Source organism: Paenibacillus sp. FSL H3-0469 (assembly GCF_038051945.1).
Taxonomy (GTDB): Bacteria; Bacillota; Bacilli; order Paenibacillales; family Paenibacillaceae; genus Paenibacillus_AQ.
Genome location: NZ_CP150302.1, coordinates 6,212,022 through 6,233,351 on the forward strand (window position 1 = coordinate 6,212,022; position 21,330 = coordinate 6,233,351).

15 protein-coding genes and 3 pseudogenes are annotated in these 21,330 nt (G+C 48.1%); 11 read left to right on the forward strand and 7 right to left on the reverse strand.

Annotation, left to right across the window (positions count from 1 at the left end; translation table 11 throughout):
- Positions 1-9: 9 nt before the first annotated feature.
- The 4 genes from NSS83_RS27255 to NSS83_RS27270 are packed head-to-tail and all read right to left on the reverse strand — an operon-like array spanning position 10 to position 5,628.
- Complete coding sequence (locus tag NSS83_RS27255; RefSeq protein ID WP_341187516.1) at positions 10-1,182, reverse strand: ABC transporter permease; 1,173 nt, start codon at positions 1,180-1,182, stop codon at positions 10-12.
- Positions 1,179-1,874 (reverse strand): ABC transporter ATP-binding protein, encoded by a 696-nt coding sequence (locus NSS83_RS27260; RefSeq protein WP_341187517.1) that lies wholly within the window; start codon positions 1,872-1,874, stop codon positions 1,179-1,181. Before NSS83_RS27260 ends, NSS83_RS27255 begins: the two co-directional genes overlap by 4 nt.
- Complete coding sequence (locus NSS83_RS27265; RefSeq protein WP_341187518.1) at positions 1,871-3,073, reverse strand: efflux RND transporter periplasmic adaptor subunit; 1,203 nt, start codon at positions 3,071-3,073, stop codon at positions 1,871-1,873. Before NSS83_RS27265 ends, NSS83_RS27260 begins: the two co-directional genes overlap by 4 nt.
- Entirely contained in the window at positions 3,070-5,628 is a 2,559-nt protein-coding gene (locus tag NSS83_RS27270) for a hypothetical protein (RefSeq protein WP_341187519.1), read from the reverse strand. The genes NSS83_RS27265 and NSS83_RS27270 overlap by 4 nt, the downstream gene beginning before the upstream one ends.
- Before the next feature lie 296 nt (positions 5,629-5,924).
- On the opposite strand from NSS83_RS27270, the gene NSS83_RS27275 reads away from it, so the two are divergent.
- The 3 genes from NSS83_RS27275 to NSS83_RS27285 all read left to right on the forward strand — a co-directional run bounded on the left by NSS83_RS27275 (position 5,925) and on the right by NSS83_RS27285 (position 8,912).
- Positions 5,925-6,734, forward strand: coding sequence for a protein phosphatase 2C domain-containing protein (locus NSS83_RS27275; RefSeq protein WP_341346893.1), 810 nt, complete (start codon positions 5,925-5,927; stop codon positions 6,732-6,734).
- 137 nt (positions 6,735-6,871) lie between these two features.
- The gene (sigK, locus tag NSS83_RS27280; RefSeq protein WP_036691086.1) at positions 6,872-7,573 is read left to right on the forward strand and encodes an RNA polymerase sporulation sigma factor SigK; all 702 of its coding nucleotides are present in this window, start codon (positions 6,872-6,874) and stop codon (positions 7,571-7,573) included.
- 409 nt (positions 7,574-7,982) lie between these two features.
- Positions 7,983-8,912, forward strand: coding sequence for an FAD:protein FMN transferase (locus NSS83_RS27285; protein WP_341346894.1), 930 nt, complete (start codon positions 7,983-7,985; stop codon positions 8,910-8,912).
- Here NSS83_RS27285 and NSS83_RS27290 read toward each other — a convergent pair.
- Positions 8,875-9,813, reverse strand: a complete 939-nt coding sequence (locus NSS83_RS27290) for a LysR family transcriptional regulator (protein ID WP_341346895.1) — start codon at positions 9,811-9,813, stop codon at positions 8,875-8,877. The two genes, NSS83_RS27285 and NSS83_RS27290, sit on opposite strands and share 38 nt — an antisense overlap.
- 190 nt (positions 9,814-10,003) lie before the next feature.
- Between NSS83_RS27290 and NSS83_RS27295 the strand changes: the two genes are divergently transcribed.
- Both NSS83_RS27295 and NSS83_RS27300 read left to right on the forward strand, forming a co-directional pair.
- The gene (locus NSS83_RS27295; protein ID WP_340991512.1) at positions 10,004-10,630 is read left to right on the forward strand and encodes an NADPH-dependent FMN reductase; all 627 of its coding nucleotides are present in this window, start codon (positions 10,004-10,006) and stop codon (positions 10,628-10,630) included.
- Positions 10,627-13,065, forward strand: a complete 2,439-nt coding sequence (locus NSS83_RS27300) for a flavocytochrome c (RefSeq protein WP_341187522.1) — start codon at positions 10,627-10,629, stop codon at positions 13,063-13,065. Before NSS83_RS27295 ends, NSS83_RS27300 begins: the two co-directional genes overlap by 4 nt.
- A gap of 148 nt (positions 13,066-13,213) precedes the next feature.
- Here the strand turns inward: NSS83_RS27300 and NSS83_RS27305 are convergent, their stop codons facing one another.
- Positions 13,214-13,627, reverse strand: a complete 414-nt coding sequence (locus NSS83_RS27305) for a transposase (RefSeq protein ID WP_341346896.1) — start codon at positions 13,625-13,627, stop codon at positions 13,214-13,216.
- A gap of 143 nt (positions 13,628-13,770) precedes the next feature.
- On the opposite strand from NSS83_RS27305, the pseudogene NSS83_RS27310 reads away from it, so the two are divergent.
- The 4 genes and pseudogenes from NSS83_RS27310 to NSS83_RS27325 all read left to right on the forward strand — a co-directional run.
- Positions 13,771-13,926 (forward strand): annotated as a pseudogene (locus NSS83_RS27310) (sigma factor-like helix-turn-helix DNA-binding protein); the annotation flags it as partial.
- A gap of 170 nt (positions 13,927-14,096) precedes the next feature.
- Positions 14,097-14,273 (forward strand): hypothetical protein, encoded by a 177-nt coding sequence (locus tag NSS83_RS27315; protein WP_209874930.1) that lies wholly within the window; start codon positions 14,097-14,099, stop codon positions 14,271-14,273.
- A pseudogene (locus NSS83_RS27320) lies at positions 14,266-14,788 on the forward strand (zeta toxin family protein). The gene NSS83_RS27315 and the pseudogene NSS83_RS27320 overlap by 8 nt, the downstream one beginning before the upstream one ends.
- Before the next feature lie 77 nt (positions 14,789-14,865).
- A pseudogene (locus tag NSS83_RS27325) lies at positions 14,866-15,161 on the forward strand (sigma factor-like helix-turn-helix DNA-binding protein); the annotation flags it as partial.
- Between the two features lie 49 nt (positions 15,162-15,210).
- Here NSS83_RS27325 and NSS83_RS27330 read toward each other — a convergent pair.
- Complete coding sequence (locus NSS83_RS27330; RefSeq protein ID WP_341187523.1) at positions 15,211-16,074, reverse strand: AraC family transcriptional regulator; 864 nt, start codon at positions 16,072-16,074, stop codon at positions 15,211-15,213.
- A gap of 139 nt (positions 16,075-16,213) precedes the next feature.
- On the opposite strand from NSS83_RS27330, the gene NSS83_RS27335 reads away from it, so the two are divergent.
- Together NSS83_RS27335 and NSS83_RS27340 are read left to right on the forward strand one after the other, a co-directional pair.
- A complete protein-coding gene (locus tag NSS83_RS27335; protein ID WP_341346897.1) occupies positions 16,214-19,297 on the forward strand; it encodes a glycoside hydrolase family 2 TIM barrel-domain containing protein in 3,084 nt (1,027 codons plus the stop codon).
- A 218-nt stretch (positions 19,298-19,515) separates the two neighbouring features.
- The gene (locus NSS83_RS27340; RefSeq protein ID WP_341188093.1) at positions 19,516-21,312 is read left to right on the forward strand and encodes a sensor histidine kinase; all 1,797 of its coding nucleotides are present in this window, start codon (positions 19,516-19,518) and stop codon (positions 21,310-21,312) included.
- Positions 21,313-21,330 lie beyond the last annotated feature (18 nt).

A 21,330-nucleotide genomic window follows, 5' to 3' on the forward strand; every position in this document is an offset into this window, starting at 1 on the left:
GCAGCACGGCTAATCAGTGCGCAGAGCGTAGATCGGCCGGAGTCTGGCTGCTTTATTGGCGGGCAGGATGCCGAAGAACACACCGATAAAGAGCGAGAAGAGGAATGAAATGCTCACCATGTTCCAAGCATAGCCAACCTGAAGGGCGGTCAATTGGCCGGCCAGCCAGGTTAGCCCTAATCCCGCTCCGATTCCGAGGATTCCGCCCATGGTACTGAGCACCGTTGACTCAATGATGAATTGCAGCAGAATATCTATCTTTTTAGCGCCGATAGCTTTGCGTATGCCGATCTCCCGGGTGCGTTCGTTCACCGAAATAATCATAATGTTCATAATGCCGATTCCGCCAACGAAGAGTGAGATTCCGGCGATTCCAGCGAGGGCAAGGGACAGGGTGCCGGAGGTTTTCTTCAGCGTATCCAGCATTTGTTTGGAATCGAACACACTGTAGGCATCCTTGGCACGGAGGAACTTGCGGTCCAGAATCTGTCCGATAGCTGTCTTCACAGACTCTACATCCTTGTCGCTCAAGGCGGTGACGGTAAAAGTCTGAATTCCCTTGCTCTGAAGCAGCCGCTCGGAGGTGGATAAGGGAATGAGAATCTTCTTATCATTTGATCCGCTGAGTGAGGTTCCCTTCGTCTGGAGTAAGCCTACAATCTGGAAGGAGGTGCCGTTCAGCTGGATTTCACGGCCTACCGGGTTGTCTGCACCAAACAGCTTCTTCGCCGTCTCGGTTCCGATCAAGGCAGCCTTCTGCCGGTATTCATTATCGATATCAAGCAGGAAGCGGCCGGACTGCACATGAAAGTTCTGTACCTTCTCATAGCTTGGGGTGATGCCTTCAAGCGAGACATTGGTATGAAGGTTACGATATTTGGCGGTTACATTGCTGCTGATCGTAGGCGATACCAGATCTACACCGGGAACCCGGCTGAATGCGGCAACCTCCTCAGCCGTGAGGGAAGTGACCGCCCCGCGTCCGGTAATCATGACCGTCAGCTGATTTGTGCCAAGGTCACTGAACTGGCTGGTGATCTGACCCGTAACTCCCTGCCCCACCGAGACCAGCAGGATGACCGAGGATACTCCGATGACAATGCCCAGCATGGTGAGGAAGGAACGGACCTTATTGCCGACGATACTCATTACCGCCATCCGGATACTCTGAGCAAGAATCATTGGTCATTTCTCCGATCTTCAACCAGGTGGCCGTCCTGAATCCGGATGACCCGCTTCGCTTGTTCCGCAACGCCCAGGTCATGTGTGATGACAATAATGGTATGTCCCTGTTCATTCAGCTTTTTGATCATGTGCATGACCTCTTCTCCAGTCTTGGAATCGAGTGCGCCGGTAGGCTCATCTGCCAGCAGAATGGGAGGATTGCCGGCAAGTGCTCTGGCGATGGCAACCCGCTGCTGCTGGCCTCCGGACAGCTCACTCGGACGGTGGTGCATCCGCTCCTGCAGGCCGACCTTCTCCAGGGCGGCAGCGGCCAGCGTTCTTCGCTCCCGTTGTGACAAGCCCCGGTAGACCAGGGGCAGTTCGACATTCTGGACAGCGGATAACTTAGGGAGCAGGTTGAAGTTCTGGAAGATGAAGCCTATTTTCTCATTACGGATCCGGGCCAGCCGGTTATCGGATAATCTGCGGACATCTTGTCCATCCAGAGAATAACTCCCTTCATTCGGGATATCCAGGCAGCCGATCATGTTCATCAAGGTGGATTTTCCAGATCCTGAAGGGCCGATGATAGCAACGAATTCGCCGTGATGGATCTCAAAAGAGATATCCTTCAGCACCGTCATCTGTTCCTTAGCCATCATGTATCCGTGGACCATATGCTCAATCCGGATCAGGGGCTCTGTATTCATTGTGGCCCTCCTCCGTCACCGCCGCCACCGCTGTTGTCGAAGCCGCCCTCGTCACCGCCCATATCGAATATACCCGGGGCTGCGGGAGCAGGTGTGTTGTTGGCTGCGATGATGGTTGGGACAATTACTTGTTCTCCTTCGCGCAGACCATTGACGATTTCGATCCGGCTCTCATCATGCACACCTACAGTGACAGGCTTCAGCTGAACGGGCGGGGGTGTGGCAGGGCTTCCTGTGGCAGAGCTGCCCTTGGGCGAAGGGGTCTGCTGCGGGACGGAGTCCTGCACTTGAACATAATACTTTTTATCCTTTTGAGTCACAGACTCGACGGGAAGCAGCAGTACTTGGTTCTTTTCTTCAATGGTAACGACTCCTTGTGCTGACATACCCGCTCTGGCTCCGGTCGAGTCCGTGAGCAGAAGAGTCACTTCAAAGACGGAAACGCCATTAGTCACCGTTCCTTCATCCGCAATCCGCGTGACCTTGGCCGGGTAGGCCTTAGCGGGCAGGGCATCCATTTTAATGGCTGCTGACATCCCTGGCTTAATCTTGGGGATGTCCAGCTCGTCAATTTTAATCGTAGCGCTTAAGTGCTTGTAGTCCGTTATGGAAAAGACCTCAGCTCCTTTTGTTACCATCCCGCCTGAGGAACTGCTGATCTTGGTCACCGTTCCATCCATCGGCGCTGTCAGGGAAGCGGGCGGGATATGATCCTTCCGGAGTGCTGCAAGCTCGGTCAATGTGGCTGTAATGGTATCCTTGGTTCTCTCGATGGCCAGCTTCGCCGCATCAATATCGGTTAAAGCAGCACCGTCCATGATTAGCTTCTTGTACTGGTCTTGTTTCTCCAGCAGGTCATTCTGCGATTGCTTGAGCGTATTCTGCTGGATTCTTACGTTACTGGCTACATTGGCTCCCTCATAAGTCAGCAGGATCTGACCCTTCTTGACTTGTTCATTCTCTTTAACGAGAACCTTGGCTACATTTCCTGTGTCCCTGGCATATACGATCGTAGTATTCGTGGCCTTCACGGTGCCGGAGCCTTTGACGGTTACAGATATATCGCCCTTGGTCACTACAGTAGTCTGAGCGGCAGGAGGGCTATCCTGCTTGTTCTTATCCGGCCACAAGCTATAGACAACAATTCCAGCAGTGACAATGACTGCGGCTGACAGCCCTAAGGTTTTTTTGACGTTCATAGCGATCCTCCGGGATCTGGATTTGCCGCGTTTTTCGGGGCAGCGGGGGTCTCAGGGGCTTTGGCCGCAGGAGTGTAAGTCAGGCTGTAGCTCTGGCTGCCCAAGAGAATCCGCTCTCCCTGGAACTCGTCATAGAGCGTTACGAGGAATTTGCCGCTGCGGAGCGTCTTATAAGCATTGCTTGTAAGGGTCATGGAATAGGTCAGGAATTTCCCTGTTACCAGATCCGTCCCGGGCGTGAGCGTTCTCTCCTGCGTCTGGCCGAGAGGATCGGTAAGCTGCACGACCAGCTTATGCGCATTAGCGCCCATATCATACTGGTTGTCCTTGGCAAGCGTGTACGTCAGGTTGACATTCAGCGTATCCTGGCCCTCTGACACAGCGCCTGTGGCCTGAGTAACCGTGAACGTATAAGGGAATAATGGCACTCCGCTGCCAAGGGTGGCTAGCGCAGCCGGAGTCTGAATATGCAGAGTGAGTGCCTTAGGATTAATATAGGCGGTCGGCGTTCCGTCCGGCGCTGTCAGCTTGTTCTCGCTAACCCCTTCTCCCGCGAAAAGTGTCAGCTGCGAGGCATCGATGCTTGCAGGCAGCTTGCTCCATACACTCACCAGACTCTTGCCCTTGGGCCCGGCTGCCAGTGCAGATTGGCTGACTTCTGCCTCATAATAGGTATTGTCCGGTGTCTTATAATAGGCCACAAGTCTGGACAACTCTGCCCTTCGGGCTTCAAGACTGCTCACTTCAAGCTCAGTATACAGAATGTTCTGGCTTGCTCCGGGATAGAGGAGGGTCCGGTGTTCTTTGACCTCCGCCCGTTTGCCTGCAGTATCGATCTTGAAGGTGGCACCATCACCTGCGGCAGACATACCCGGAACAACTTGCTGTGTTTTCAGGGAGAGGAATGGCTCTGTGGTGTCGCCTGCCCCGCTGTTTAGTCCGATACGGAGCTGGTCCAGAGACTGCTCATAGGGGAGCTTACCGATCACATAATACACAGCGCTCGCTCCTGCGGCTATCTGCTGGCTCGAGGTGGCTGCAACGACTTGAACCGGAGCGTCCAAGGCGGTCTGCCCTGCATGAATCGTCCCTGTAAAAGCAGGGAGGGTTGCTGCCGCATCCCTGACATTACGGATACGAATGGTGCCGACAAGCAAATCCTCAGTTGTCCAAGGCATACGCTGCACTGACTCTAGTGTGGCACCGAAGGTTCCGAAGCTGTTATCCAGGATGTACTCCGAAGCAACGGAGTTGGTCATCTCTAAGGAATAGGGAATCTTGTACATGGCTGTAGGGAAAATTGTCTTGCCTTCTGCGGCCGGCTCCACCATCTGGAGCTTCAGCGTACTCTGGTTTACATTCAGCGGCACTTCGGCAGAGAACTGCAGGATCTTCTCCTCGAGCGGCTTCAAGGTGAGACTGGCCAGCGCTTTGCTGTTGACCGGGAAGGAGTAGCCTTCCTTAGATGTTACAGATAATTCATAGGCTGGCAGAGCAACCGCCTTGTTGCCGGCATTCCTAATGCGCAGCTTAAGTGTCCACAGTGCCTTCTCGCCTGTTGAGGATACGGATGCCTGCTTCAACTGGGTCTCAATAGTATTGCTGCTCACCCCGAACTTCTTCAGTGCGTAAGCATTCACTTCAAGACTTGGATAGCTTGCTTCCGGGAGACGGAAGGAGACTACCGGAAGATCCGCCTTCAGCCCCGCATTCTCCCCGGTGATAAGCAGCGACATATGGGTGGTCGGTATGTAAGCCGGGAGCTCCGCCAGATAAAAGACTTTCTTATTCTCACCGGACTGCACCTTGTAATCGCGGCTGGTACTGTCAAGCGTCAGCTCAAACGCGGAGCCGCCGGAGGATTCGAGGAATACTCGGTGGCCGGGTGCAGCAAGTACCTTGGCTCCTTGATTCGTCAGGCTCAGAGCAACTTTGGCATAGATTTTATGATTGAAGCTGTAGATTTGCAGACTCTCGGGCTTCAGGCTAACCGGAAGGTTGCTGACCGTAATCTGCTTGCTAAGACCTTGCTGCACATAAGGGGTATAAGCGGCCGGGACCTTGAAGCTGCCCAGCTTCTTCTGGTAATCAGAGCCGCTGAAGTCGAAGCCGAACAGCGAGATGGAGAGGCCCGGGAGAGAAGCCGTCTTGCTGACGTTCACATAGTAGGTGACGGTTAGCTGCTCCTTGGGGGCGACCTCCAGCTTGCTTTTATCCTCGGGAATGGGGCTGCTCTTCAGTGATGCTCCCGCCGGGGTGGTAATCTTGGAAAAGACGTTGAACAGCTTATAGGTGCTGCTGCTTGTATTGCTGTACACCAGGGTATAGGTCAGACTATTGCCGCCATCGGCCTTGGCTAATTGCACATCGGTCAGTCTCACGCTGACCCCGGCCTGGACAGTAACCGGCGGTAATTGTGCCAAGGTGCCGGTATTCTTCTGCTGCGTCTTACTTGCCGTAACGCTGCTTGGCGCCGCAGATGCCGATAACGCCAGGTGCTGGCTGGCAATAATCATTCCTAATATCAGAGCGGCACAGGCACGGTAATTCTTCATTTCATTCCCTCCCAACATTCATCATCCGATTGACGGCATAAGGCAGCCGCTAGAAGATGTTTCCTATCTTACGGGAAAGGCTTAACACCGGGATAAATAAAAGGGGGGAGAAGCAGGGGAAAAGATAAATAGGAGTTAAACTTTTTATAAACTGCCAGCCCCTATGCGAGTCAGTGCTACCTCTGCGGACTGTATCTTCATTATGTAGAGTGGCTTGGAGCAGGCTGACAGAACACTGGAGGATCATTATAATAGTAGAAACATAAAAGCCGGCAAGCCGGAATAGGAGGATCAGGATGGAACAGACATGGGATAAATTCAGCTGGGTAGGCAGTGAGGAGTTGTATCTGGATCATCCGGCAACATCGAGAATGAACAGGATGATTATCGGCCGGTACGGCGGGAATACAGCGGCAGGTGCCGATAAGAATGAAGATGGTGTATATGTATTAAGCCAGCCGGACGGCGGCTGGGAGTTCGCGATGCTCCTGGATGCGCACCATACGGCGGAAAGTGCTGAACTGCTGGTCCGCACGATCAACGGTGAGGCAGGTGAAATCATCAGGCTGCTGTCGCTGCCGGTTCAGCAGGCGTTCCGGGAACTGGAGGCTTTTCTGCTGTCTATTTTCCATTCGGAGCCGTTCTTGCTACAGTGCCGGCAGGTAACAGGGGAGACCGCATGCCTGATCTGTGTCCGGATGGAGAATTATCTCTGGTGGTTCTCGGTGGGGGATAATTCGCTGTATCTGCTGCATCCCGAGCTGGCGGCCCGCGGGCAGTATGCGCTGGGCCAGCGCAATTACTACGAGTGGATTGGCTACGTCAACACCTTCGCCCAGCCCGTCCCTTGTTACTCCTCCGGCATCCGCGAGCTGCGGCAGGGACGCAACGTGATCGTGATGACCACGGACGGTCTGCTGGAGGTGGGGGCACGGCTGCTGGAGGACCCGCGCAGGCTTTATGAAGCTTTTACGGGTAAAGAGGATCTGGAGGAATGTGTGGCCGAAGTATTGACGAGTGTCCATGAACAGCTTGGGCGGGACAGCGCAACGGTGGTGGCTTGGAGCTTTGATAATGGCAAGGCGGGTGCGATGCCGAGTGATTAGGCGGGTGTAGAAGCCCGTACCTATTTTCCCCGTACATGCACTTCTAGGCTCCTACCCACATACAATAAAAGGACCATGAACCCGTTGTTCTCCATACTGATCGGTTTCATTGTACATGTGCGGGAGGTGTCGCCAAGTTGCCTGGAATCATAAGCACGATTGCGCTGCTGATCAAAGAATTGACGCTGCTGGTATCTTACGTAAGGAACAACGCTTTTCCCCAGCCTCTATCGGAGCAGGATGAGAGCAAATACTTAGGCATGATGGCCGAGGGAGATGCCAAGGCACGGAACCTGCTGATCGAGCATAACCTGCGGCTGGTTGCCCATATAGTGAAGAAATTCGACAACACCGGCGAAGACATGGAGGACCTGATCTCCATCGGCACCATCGGCCTAATCAAGGCCATTGAGAGCTACCGCCCGAACAAGGGCACGAAGCTGGCTACTTTTGCCGCTAGATGTATCGAGAATGAGATCCTGATGCACTTACGCTCACTGAAAAAAACCCGCAAGGATGTATCCCTCCACGATCCGATCGGAACGGATAAGGAAGGCAACGAGATCACCCTGATCGATATCCTCGGCTCGGAAGCGGACGATGTGATTAAAGAGGTCGATCTGAAGATTGAGAAGAGTAAAATCTATCGCAATCTGGATATCTTGGATGACCGGGAGAAGGAAGTCGTGGTCGGCCGCTTCGGCCTAGACACTGGCGGGGAAGAGCGGACGCAGCGGGAGATAGCGAAGGAGCTGGGGATCTCGCGGAGTTATGTGTCGCGGATTGAGAAGAGGGCGCTGATGAAGTTGTATCATGAGTTTTATAAGGTGAAGCGATAGGTTACAAGAAGAAGTTGTTTGCGTCTAAGCATCTAGTGAAAAGTATGACTCCAAATGGGGGATACTTTTCACTAGATGCTTTTCTTTTCAGAATTTTGCGAATGGTAGTACAATCATTGAATGCCGACGGTTGGATTTTTATGAGACTACGATTGGTATCACTAAATTAGCAGTGGTTGATCAGGAGGTAAAAATTTAAAAGCACCTATTCATTCGGAGATTAGTAGTTTATGATTACTGAACTGAAGGGGTGTTTTTTAATTGGTTTGCAGAAGTGCCGACCTGCCTGCTGGACGGTAAGCTGTAAAGCAAATAAGGAAATTAATCGGGCGAAAAGAAAATTTTGCTATAAAAGAAGCATTCACGATTCAACTCATCTCCACTATCTCATTAACAAAGGATGCTCACTATGGAAAAGAAAATGATACAGCTCATGGGAACGGTTATTACGATGGCCGTTCATCATCAGAATGCAGCGGCGCTCTTGGCGGATGCGGAGCAGCAGCTGATTGACTACGAGCAGCGCTTCAGTGCGAATAATCCGAGCTCGGCGCTCATGCAGATTAATAACCAAGCCGGGAAGAGTCCCGTAATTGTCGATACGGATCTGTTCGAGCTGATTGCAATCGGGAAGAGGGAGAGTCTCGTAGCAGACAGTCTGCTGAACATCGCGATTGGTCCCTTAGTCAAGGCGTGGAAGATCGGGTTTGCAGGGGCGCAGCATCCTCCGGAAGCGGTCATTGCGGAGTGTCGGCAGCTTATCGATCCGCATCATATTCAATTGGATGAGGAACGGAAGACTGTTTTCCTGGAAAAGGAAAGGATGGAGGTTGATCTGGGTGCGCTGGCCAAAGGGTACTTTGCAGATCGAATTGTGGAGGTATTCAAGCGTCAGGGGGCGAGCGCAGGGTTCATCGATCTAGGTGGGAATGTGCTGACTTTTGGTGAGAACCCGGCGTCTGAAGACGGGTTATGGCGGGTCGGGATTCAGAATCCAAAGCTACCGCGAGGGAATTATGCGTTGGTCTTGAAATTGAAGAACCAATCCATTGTGACTTCTGGCGTGTATGAGCGGAAGTTGGAGGTTGCGGGCCGGAAGTACCATCATATTTTTGACGGACAAACGGGGTACCCGGTACAGAGCGATGTAGCAAGCTTGACGATTGTATCGGAGCAGTCATTGGAGGGAGAGATTGGTTCTACCCGTCTATTTGGCAAGCGTGCGGCCGAAATCATTCGTACGCTGAATTCGACCGCTGAGATTGAGGGTATCGTGATCACGGAACATAACGAGCTGGCTGTTACGGATGCTCTGCGTGCATACATGGAACATCTGTAGTAAAGAGTGCGATCAAATCTTGTTCCACCGAAGATAGAGGTTTGTTTTTGGAATAGGCAATAAAATAATCGAGCGACAACAAATCCAGTGATAAGGGCAACAGGCGGTAGCCCTGAGGGACTTCCGACATGCAGATACTATAGGGGACGAATGCGATACCAACGCCTTTCTTGGCTAACTCCAGCGTGGTGAAAATATTCGTGCTTTCCAATATAACAGTTGGCTTGATCTTATACTTCTGAAACAGGTGATCAAGCTGCCGGCGAATCGAAGAACCTTTTTTGGTCAGCACAAGGGGACTTTGCAGCAGCAGCTTCAGATTGGCATGGCTCTCCTCTAACGTCTTCGGATTAATGTCATACAACGGGGAGTCCTCTGTCACCACCGCATAATAACCGTGAGGCCCCCATGAGACAACATTCAGATTGGGCGAGAGGGTCTCTGGATTTTGTCCGATAAAAAAATCCAGTTCATGGTTCAACACGCGGATTTCATTGACCTCGGAGTAATCCTCTTGAATCTCGATCTTAATAGACGGGTAATTTTTCATGAAATCGGGCAAAAACAAAGGCAATAAATACGAACCTAAGCTGGACAAGATACCGAGCTTGATCGTCTGGGTGTCTCTTATGGAATAGTGAGCGATTCGTTTGTGGAATTGTTCCTGTGCCATTTCGAGGGACATCAGATACTGATAGTACAGCTTGCCTGCCTCAGTTAGTTGCAAGGGAGAGGTCTGTCGATTCAAAATTTCTGTGCCGATTTCATGCTCGATTCGCTTGATAAGCTGCGTGAGGTAAGGTTGCGAAACATACAGGTCCTTGGCGGCCTTAGTATAGCTTCCGTGCTTGAGAATCGCGTCAAGATAATGAAGGATATTGGAAGAATCAATCGTAGTCATAAGGATCACCTGCTCTCACTAAAGATGGTATAAGAGAACTGTTATAGAACGATAAGAAAATGGATATTTCACAAATGTATTTTTTCATACTAAAATTTATTTGTAAAGGTAAGTGACCAAGTCAAAAGGAATTCGTAGAAATCTGTTTTATATTGTGCAATTATTCACAAAGTAAGAGAGGAAGAAAATTATGAAACTAATCGGTATTGTCGGAACGAACTCGAATACTTCGACGAATCGCAAGCTGTTGCAATTTATGCGTAAGCATTTTTCCAGCCAGGCGGAGATTGAGATCTGCGAGATTAAGCACCTCCCTGCTTTTGATGAACCGGAAGATCGTCAGGCGCCCACTGAAGTACAAGCCTTATGCGAGCAGATTGCGGCAGCGGATGGCGTCATTATCTCGACCCCTGAATACGATCATACCATCCCAGCGGCGCTCAAGAGCGCCATAGAATGGATCTCGTATACCACCCGTCCTTTGATTAATAAACCAGTTCTGATCGTGGGTGCTTCCCACGGTTTGCTTGGTACATCTCGCGCCCAGATGCATCTACGTCAGATTCTGGATGCTCCAGAGCTTAAGGCTCGCGTTCTGCCGAGCTCGGAATTTTTGTTGGGACATTCACTTGCCGCTTTTGACGAGTCAGGTGATCTGGTCTACGCAAATAAGGTTCAGGAGCTGGAGGAGATCTTCGAAGAGTTCCAATTGTTCGTGAAGATTAACCAACAGTTGGTTAAAGAGAACCACTTCAAGACAGAGCAAAGCAAAGCATTTAGCTGGGAATCGGCAATCTGGGGAGGCGAACGGGCATGAAATTTGTCGGAATTGCAGGAACCAACGCGTCGAAGTCTTATAATCGGAAGCTACTGGAATTTATGAAGTCTCATTTTAGCGAAAAAGTGGACATTGAAATTCTGGAACTGAAGGGTGTCCCGATGTTTAATGAGTCGGACGATCAATCGCAGAGTCCGATTATTCAGAACTTTAATACGAAGATTACGGAAGCGGATGGCGTTATTATCGCTACACCGGAACATAATCACTCGGTCCCCTCCGCGCTGAAAAGTATTCTGGAATGGTTATCTTGGAATCTTCACCCGTTCGATGGCAAACCGGTCATGGTTGTCGGTGCGGCGTATGATGTGCAGGGGTCCTCCCGTGCACAACTACATCTGCGTCAGATTCTAGATGCACCCGGTGTCAATGCTAGCGTGATGCCTGGCTCGGAGTTCCTGTTGGGCCGTGCGAATGAAGCCTTTGATGAAGCGGGGAAGATCAAGTCGGAGCGGACGGTTGATTTCTTGGAGAGTTGCTTCCATCGCTTTATGCGTTTTGCCAAAATCGCTAATCTGCTGAATGTCCCTGAAGACGTTAGCTTTGAACCGGGAACCTATGAAGTAAAGGCGGTCGGACACAACGGTGATCTGCCGATGATCGTTGAGATGAGTTCGACTCGTATAGAGAAGATCGACATCGATACGACGGGCGAATCACAGGGGATTGCGGATGTGGTATTTACCCGGATTCCGAGTCAGATCATCGAAGGACAGACGCTGAACGTGGATATTTTGTCCGGCGCATCCGTCACTAGCAATGGGGTTATCGACGGAGTAGCGAAGGCGGTCAAGATGGCAGGCGCCAACCCGGATGTATTAAAAAAACGGCCAAAAGCACCGAGTGCGATCAATCACGGCGACGAAGAGTATACAGCGGACGTTGTGGTCGTTGGTGCGGGTGGTGCGGGACTCGCAGCAGCAGCCAGCGTGCTTCAGCAGGGCAAGAAGGTTATCATCGTCGAGAAGTTCCCAGCCATAGGTGGTAATACGGTACGAACAGGTGGTCCAATGAACGCTGCCGATCCAGAGTGGCAACGTAAATTTGCGGCGATTCCGGGTGAAGGTCATACGATTGAAGAGCTGGCAGCAACCCCGGAAGAACAGGTGGATGCCGAGTATCTGGCGGACTTCCGTATCTTCAAACATCAGGTGGCTGATTATCTCCGCGATACGAAAGAGGGCAAAGAATTCTTGTTCGACTCCGCGATCTTCCACCGGATGCAGACCTATTTCGGCGGCAAACGGAACGACCTTCAGGGGTATTCCATTTACGGGCAATATGATCTGGTCAAGGTATTAACCGATCAGGCGCTAGCCTCCGTTAAATGGTTGGAGGAACTGGGTGTCGAATTTGACTATAACGAAGTGACCATGCCGGTAGGAGCGTTGTGGCGCCGTGGACATAAACCAGTGAAGCATGAAGGCTATGCCTTCGTAGCGGCTTTAGAGCAATTTGTCTGTGCACAGGGTGGTCAGATCCTCACCGATACTCCGGTGAAGCGACTGATTATCGAAGCAGACGGCCGAGTTAGCGGCGTAATTGGTACCGGAGTAGCCGGGCAAACGGTAACGGTTCATGCGCCGGCGGTGGTGCTGGCTTCCGGTGGCTTTGGGGCCAATACGCAGATGCTGAAGCAGTACAATACGTACTGGAGCGAGATCGATGACGACATCAAGACCTCGAATTCTCCGGCGATTACCGGCGATGGTATTCTGCTGGGACAAAGTGCGGGCGCTGATCTGGTCGGCATGGGCTTCTCGCAGATGATGCCAGTGTCCGATCCGCAGACGGGCGCCTTGTTTAGCGGGTTGCAAGTGCCGCCACAGAACTTTGTCATGGTCAATCAGCAGGGCAAACGTTTCGTCAACGAATATGGTAGCCGCGATCAGTTGTCGATAGCAGCAATCAATAACGGAGGCCTGTTCTATCTGATTGCGGATGACAAGATCAAGGAGACGGCCTATAACACAAATCAAGCGAAGATCGATAAGCAGGTGGAGCGAGGCACGCTATTCAGAGCGGACACACTGGAGGAGCTGGCCCGGCAAATTCATATCGATCCGACTACGCTAGTGGATACGATCGCGATGTACAACTCTTACGTTGATCAGGGACATGATCCGGAATTTGGTAAAAATGCGTTCGATCTTAAGGTTGCAGTGGCTCCGTTCTATGCGACACCTCGTAAGCCAGCTGTTCACCATACGATGGGCGGACTCAAGATTGATACACAGACGCATGTTCTTCGCGAATCTGGCCAGATCATCCCGGGGTTGTACGCAGCCGGTGAGGTGGCAGGCGGTATCCATGCCGGTAACCGTCTGGGTGGTAACTCGCTCACCGACATTTTCACATTCGGCCGAATTGCCGGACGGACAGCTGTTGAGGAGCAGGCTGTTTTGTGGAGCTGACTCATAAGTAGACTTACTACGAAGATAACAGCTCATCTTGATTCTAAATGTTGTTAAAAAGGCAGCGATTCTCTTGTTATTGGAGGATCGCTGTCTTGCGTTTTTGGTCCGCTGCGGCTTGCTTCAACACATTGTGGGCGAGCGAAAGCTACCCGACCTCAAGGGTCACTTTGGACAGCCCTAGAAGCAGAAAATGCCGGAATCCCCGGTTATTTTTCAGTTGCCCAAACACACTTTCTGGCTCAATCATTCGGCGGACGGCTAAGGTATACCCTTCCTCGCTTCGAAGCAGTTCCCGTGCTTGGTGTTGGTATCTTAGTCGTTCCAGACTAACGACCACCTCTCGGTTTCCTGTTGCTTTCGTACAGCGATCCTTCAGAGGGCACCCTTCGCAGGAGCGACTTCGATAATGTCGTTTGTGAATTTCGTATCCACTCGATAAGGTTCCCTTGTGTTCTCTATGAATCTCCAGGGTTTGACCGGTCGGACAGGTCCATGTATCCTCATTTTCGTGATATGTCCAGTTCTCGATCTTAGAGATGACGAAGGAATGTAAGGGCAAAGACCCCGCGTGACATGGGAGGGTAAGCCGTCAGGAGACAGATTTGAAGTGATTCATATGCAACTTGAGCTGCAGGCAACCAGATAGCCGAATTTACAGCAGGGCCGCCGCTCACTCCTGTCAACACTTCCCGATAGAATTTGATCTCCATCGGCACTATCGGCCTGGACACCGGCGGCGAGGAGCGGACGCAGCGGGAGATTGCGAAGGACCTTGGGATCTCGAGGAGTTATGTGTCGCGGATCGAGAAGAGGGCACTCATGAAGCTGTATCATGAGTTTTATAAGGTGAAGCGGTAAAGAGTGAGGATTGCCTGTAGGAATGAGACAGTAAAGGTCTCAATCTTACAGTTTTTTTATTTTTGAAAATTCAATGATTAGATTCTATACAACAGGCTCTTAGCTGAAATAAGTTGCGCTTTACTGTGGTATACTCGAACTATAAGTGGAAATGAGGTGTTTCTATATTGATGAATATTACACAGGACCTTGCAAAATTGATTCGACTAACAGGTGACCGTGCCAAATTGGATGCTAAGGCAAATGGAACATATATAGTGTATAAGACAAATGAAGGGCAGATTGTTAGAGAATACAGTACGGGCAAAATAGAGGAAATGAATGAACAGGATTTCATCCATGATTGAAACAAAGGCAACAATGTTTGTATTTGCAGGTAATAATGGAAGCGGAAAGAGTACAATACGCAACTTGATTGTGGACCGGCTTGGAGTCAGTGTGAATATTGATCCAGATGCACTAGCCCGGAAGATCAATAATAGTCAACCTGAAAGAAGCAAAGTATCTGCGGGAAAAGAAGCTATAAGAATAGCCAGGGAATGCATCCGTAATAAGTGGGACTTCACCGTGGAAACTACTTTAGCTGGTGGTAACGTTATAAGGCAGATGAAGGACGCTAAGGAGCAGGGCTTTAAAATCATTATGTTTTATGTGGGACTAGGTGATGTCCGGCTAAATATTGAACGTGTTGCTTTGCTTAGATCTAATTGATCAATTAATTGTTGTTGATAATAGTAAGGCTGATGGAGAGTTTATTCTTGAAGCAGATAATAGCGGGATAAAATATTATTTAAATGAACTGCCTGAATGGGCACAATTAATCGATAAACAATTACAGATTAAATACAAAACGTTAAAATAACCAATTCAATCGGAAACGATCTTGATTGGTTTATTTTTTGACATCGCATCGTGTCCACAACCTCAAGAAACTCGGGCAACACCGGTGAAGATATGGAAGACCTGATCTCCATCGGCACCATCGGATTGATTAAGGCCATCGAGAGCTACCACCCGAACAAGGGCACGAAGCTGGCTACTATCGTAACCTCGATATCTTGGACGAGAGGGAGAAAGAGGTCGTCGTCGGCCGCTTCGGCCTGGACACCGGCGGCGAGGAGCGGACGCAGCGGGAGATTGCGAAGGACCTTGGGATCTCGCGGAGTTATGTGTCGCGAATTGAGAAGAGGGCGCTGATGAAGCTGTATCATGAGTTTTATAAGGTGAAATGGTAAACGCATAATCACAAGGTAATATCCGTTAACAATAGCGCATTTATAATTTCTAAAGCAACTTGTCTGCGGATGAGTTGCTTTTTGTTTTACCAATATATCGTCCTGGAGATACCCCTTCTGACTTCGTGAATTGTTTGGTGAATGAATAGATATCCCCGTAACCAAGACTAACGGCTACATGTTTGATGGGAAGTCCGGATAGCAGCATCATTTTTGCCTGTCTCATTAAATGCTCCGTGTGATATCGCTTAGGGGAAATCCCCGTAGTCTCTTTAAACAATTTTCGGAAGTTCTCGTAGCCCATATTCACGGCAGATGCCACTTCCTGAATATCAAAGTGAATATCATTGGAAACACTAATCAGCTCGCAGGCTTTTGTTATTTTATTTTCATTTTCATTGCTATGGTCAATATGAATGCTACTGTGTAATCTGATAATCAAATCCTGAGCCTTCATTAGCAGGGAGGGAAGACTTTCATCTGTTGCACTTTTCAAGGCTTTCAGCAAGGAAACAAAATCAAAGAAAAAATCATTCGTATGCTGTGTCGATTGAACTTCCTTATCGGAATTAATAATTCCAAGTGTCCTTAAGTATGAATAGACAGGATACCCGACACTGATATAAAACTCGATCCACTTACCATCTGGTTCAATTGCAGTAGAGTGCAAACGTTCAGGTAGACGTTGAACAAGATCGCCTGCTTGCATAGAAGTAACGGTACCGTCCGTAGAAATAAACTTACCACTGCCTTGCAATACTACAAAACAGCTGTAATATCCTATCTTAAAATCATATTGAGAACGCTCTGCTGATCTTTTACGCATAAAGCCGCAAGACAAAATACCCTGATTAAAATCGTTGCCGATACATCGGTAGATTACATCATTTTCATCAATGTCTTCAACATTCATGGTTTCACACTCCTACCAAAATGGATAAATGAAATACCATACTCAACATTTAATATAAGGAATTTTCCTTCTATTATAGGGGTATCTACATTGAAAGATCAACCAATTAGAACAATGGATGGGAGTGTTATATAAGCCAATGAAGCGAAGCAGAGATTGGGAAAATCAATATGTCACTCAAAAAAACCGTTATCCCATGCATGAGCCCTACGGAGCATACGAAACCGTTGAACAGGCTTTAAGCGGAGACCGGAGAAAGTCTAAATATGTGAAGAGCCTGAATGGAGTGTGGAAGTTTAAAATATTTGGGTCTCCCGATGAAGTAACGGATGAATTCTATAGTCCTGAACATGATGTTTCCCAGTGGGATCATATTCCGGTTCCTTCCCATTGGGAGCTTTCGGGGTATGGAAAACCTGTATACACCAATATGCTGTATCCCTTTGTTCAAAAAGGGGAGGGTTCACATCACGAGATCCAACTCAAGAAGAATGAATACATTTTGAATCCGCCTCATGTGCCGGAGAGCAACCTTACCGGTTGTTACGTCCGAACGTTTGAAGTGGACGAACATTTTAACGAAAGGGATATATTTATCGATTTTGGAGGTGTGGAATCGTGTTTTTATCTGTGGTTAAACGGCAAGCTGGTTGGTTATTCTCAGGACAGTAAGCTTAATGCTTCTTTTGAAATCACGGATTACATTCAAAAGGGGCAAAACCGTATAGCGGTTCAGGTGATGCGGTTTGGGGCCGGGACTTATCTGGAGGATCAGGATTACTGGCATCTCTCGGGGATCTACCGGGATGTTCTCATTTATGCAAAACCACGTATGCGCATCCATGATTATAAGATCGAAACTCTCTTTTCAGGGAATTACAACAATGCCGAATTAAGCGTAACGGTTCTTCCTAATAATCAAGCGAATCGTTATGGTGAAGCCCATGTGCGGTTGTCCCTGTATGATAGCGATCAGCAATTGGTTACTGCGTTTGAAACGCCAAAGTTTGCGGATTGTGATTTCTACCTGCGAGAGAAATATGTAGCAAAGGTTACGAAAACCATTTCAAATCCGCAATTGTGGAGCGACGAGAACCCTTATCTCTATAAATTGGTCTTAGAAATGATTGATTGTTCTGGAAATGTAATTGATATTGAGAGCGCAAATGTCGGCTTCCGTGAAGTGAATATTGATCGAAAAGGGGTCCTGAGAATTAATGGGAAGCGTCTCATTATTCGGGGAACCAATCTTCACGCCTTTTGTCCTGAAACCGGACGGGTCGTAACAACAGAATATATGCGTGAGCAAATCAAGGTCATGAAATCGCTGAATATCAATGCGGTAAGAACAAGTCACTATCCGCACGCCATCGAATGGTATGACCTGTGTGATGAACTGGGCATTTACCTGGTGGATGAAGCGAATATTGAAACACACGGTCTTGGCGGCCAGTTAAGCGCATCCCCCGAATGGACAAATGCGTATATGGAACGGGCTACACGGATGGTTCTGAGAGATAAAAATCATCCATCCATTATTCTCTGGTCTCTGGGTAATGAATCCGGTTATGGAGCGAATCATGCTGCGATGTACGGCTGGATTAAGGAGTATGACAAAACAAGGTATGTTCAGTATGAGTCTCTGAGTCCTCCGGCAAATATCTCCGATATTGTGGCGCCTATGTATCCTCAGAAAGATTGGATCTTGGATGTCATGGCTGATAGCGAAGACCTGCGTCCTTTTATTATGTGTGAATATGCGTATGCGAAAAGCAACAGTAACGGAAACTTTAAGGAATTTTGGGATCTCATTCATAAATTCCCGCGGTTTCAAGGAGGATTTATTTGGGATTTTCAGGATAAGGCGCTTGTTAAGCAGGATAAAGACGGAAATAAAAATTATGTCTATGGCGGGGCATTCCAGGAAGAAGTTACGGATCCTGCTCCTGACATGTGCCTGAATGGTATTGTTTTCGCTGATCTAACGCTCAAGCCGGCTGCGAATGAAATAAAAAATGTACAATCTCCTATCCAAATGGATTACATGCCTGGGAATAATGGCTATCGAATTTATAATCATTACAGTCATCGGGATTTAAGCCATTTGAATATGACTTGGGAGCTGGTTTGCGATGGCAGTGTGATTGAAAGCGGTAGTTTGCCTAAATATCACACAGCACCCGGTTCCGTTGATAAGCTTCAAGAGCCATACGATTCGTCTAAAGTCTCCGGGGAAGCTTTTCTTAATTTCTATGCTTATTTGGACGAGGACACCTTTTATTCTAAGAAGGGAACCTGTATTTATGCCTGCCAGATAGAGCTTAAAGATTCTGTTAATAAAGTGCATACCGGAGAGATAGAAAAGGATAGCTTGAAGTATGATGAAACGGCAAATGAAATTCATATCTATAATGAGAATACAACGGTTCTTTTCTCGAAAGAAACCGCAGAGTTCATCTCTGTAAAATACAATCACAAGAATTATTTCACGGGAGGAACAAATAACTTCTATCGCCCTCCGACAGGCATTGATGCAGGTATTCATCTCGAATCGTCCAATTATGCAGATGAATGGAAAGCTCTCGGGCTCCATTCCAATCAAAAAGAAATCAAGAATATTCGGGTATTTGCAGCACCGGCAGCTGTTATCATTCAAGTTCATTGTATATATCATGGATGCATTGAAACCAAAACAAATTATACCGTCGGCGGCAAAGGTATAGAAATCACAAATACAGTTGTGAACAATGCGAAGGTAGATACCCTCCCGAGAATTGGGCTAAGCTTTAAGTTCTCTGAGGCTTGGAAGAAGATGAAATGGTATGGCCGCGGGCCATGGGAAAACTATGCGGATCGCAAATCTGCCGCATTCGTTGGAATATATGAAAGCACTGTAGAACAGCAGCATGTACCCTATATCTTACCGGTAGAATGCGGGGGTAAGGAGGATGTCCGGTATTTATATTTGTCATCCGAAGAACAAGGCGTGAAAGTATCGGCAGCGGGACATTTCCATTTTGATATTCATGGGCACAGTATTGAGCAATATGACAACGCCGCCTATGAAGACGAGCTGGGACATTCAGATTCTGTTTTTCTTAATATTGATCACAAACATGCAGGTCTTGGCGGAGATACCGGCTGGACCAAAAATATTCACGAGCCCTATCAAATTAAGAAAGGTGTCTATGTGTATACGGTAACTATAGAAATCATTTCTTAAGAAAAACTAATATGTAGGATAATAGCCTGTAGACTCACAATAGATATTTAAAAAGCGACTTGCCAACAGGGAAGTTGCTTTTTTTGTCAGGTCAAGTAGCTGAATTCATTCTAGAAAAAATATTTTAAAAATTAAGTTTTAACTGATGAGGAGTGCTATTATGACATACAAAGAAATATAGGATATCAATAGGGGAAAAGGAAGGAAGGCAGCGCGTGATGAAAGGGTTCTCGAGGTATATAGGCGGGATTTCGATTAAAAACAAAATATTCATATCGAATGTATTAATCATTATCGTATTTATTTCAACTCAGTCGTACTTTGCCAACACGATTTCACAGAAGGCCATTATTGAGAAAGAGATCAATAATTCATCCCGGGAGCTTGTGCTTATCCAAAACAACCTTCAAACCTTGGTATCTACAATTGAAGATTATTCAAAAATTCTGGCCAGCGATTATCGTTTGCAGAACGTGCTTTATAACGACTTATTATTAAATAATGAGCAGAATGCGGGCAAGCCGGTTGAGGGTTTAAATAACCTTTCGATGAAAAAAACACTTTCAGAGACGATCAGCAATATTGTGGAGCCTAACACAAGAATTAAAGCGGTAAGCATCCTCACCGCAAATCATCACTGGGTGGACGTCGGGTTTGCTGATAACGCCTATGCTTCACGCATATTCGGTGACGGTTATGGAGCGGAGGATCGTTACTATTTACCCATTTGGACAGGCTTGATGAAATTCGGATTTTTGTATGAAGGGGAAGACAGCGTATTTGCGGTTTCCAAAACGGTCATTCACAAAGATACCGGTAAAACGATTGGCCGAATTTTTTTGTACGTGAAAGAAACGACGATTGCCTCGATTTACGAGGAAGAGGAAAATAAGGGCGGGGAATTTTATATTGTCGATTCCGCCGGCCAAATTATTTCCTCACAGAATAAAGCCAAGTTGTACCGGGATTTCAAGGAAGCCGTCTCCATAAGCATTCCCGAGAATGCTGAAGACACAACCTTTACCCAGGGCAGCGGAAGTGAAGAAATGTTGATATTCACCCATCGCTTCGAACCATTGAAATGGACAATTGTAAGCGCTATCCCGATGAAGAATATCTCTTCAGGCCGGAAAGAAATCAATCAACTGATTCTCGGGGTCGGTGCAGCATGTTTGCTGCTGGCATTAATTGTGTCCTTCCTGCTGTCCCGGTCGATCACACGGCACATCTTCCAGCTTGCCAAGACAATGAGACAAATCCGGTCTGGACAGATGCAAGTCAGAAGCCCTTACCAATCCAAAGACGAGATCGGATATTTAAGCGAGGGCTTCAATAACTTAATGGATCGTATGGAGGCGCTTATGGCTGAAAACGTGGAGAAGCAACGGACAAAGGCTGAGATCGAATTCAAATTGCTGCAATCGCAAGTAAAGCCTCATTTTTTGTACAATACGGTTGAAACCATTATTTCACTCATTAAGCTGGGCTTAGGGAAGCAAGCCATACAGGCAGCCCAATACATGGCGAATTTCTATAAGATCTCCTTAAGTAAAGGTGACGATATCATACCGATAGGTGACGAGATGCGTTTAACGGAAAGCTATTTGGAAATTCAACAGCTGCGTTATGTGGAATATATGGAGTATACGATGGAAATTGACAATGAAATTTTGTCCTATTCGATACCGAAGCTGACCTTGCAGCCCATCGTCGAGAATGCGATCTATCACGGATTGAAGCTCAAACAGGAAAAAGGAATCATACGCATTTCAGGAAAACGAAGCGGAGACCATTTGGAAATTGAAATTTATGATAACGGCGCCGGGATGCACAAGGAGCAGATCAAGGCGATTATGGATGGGACCAGCATTCCTGATGAAATTAACGGATTTGGGATCAGAAGCGTATCCAACCGGATAAGGATGCTGTACGGGGAAAGATACGGACTGCGGGTTGAAAGCAATTACGGCGTTTATACGAAAATTATAATCGTACTGCCTCTTCGTTATCATTAATCCGCAAGATAAGGAGTG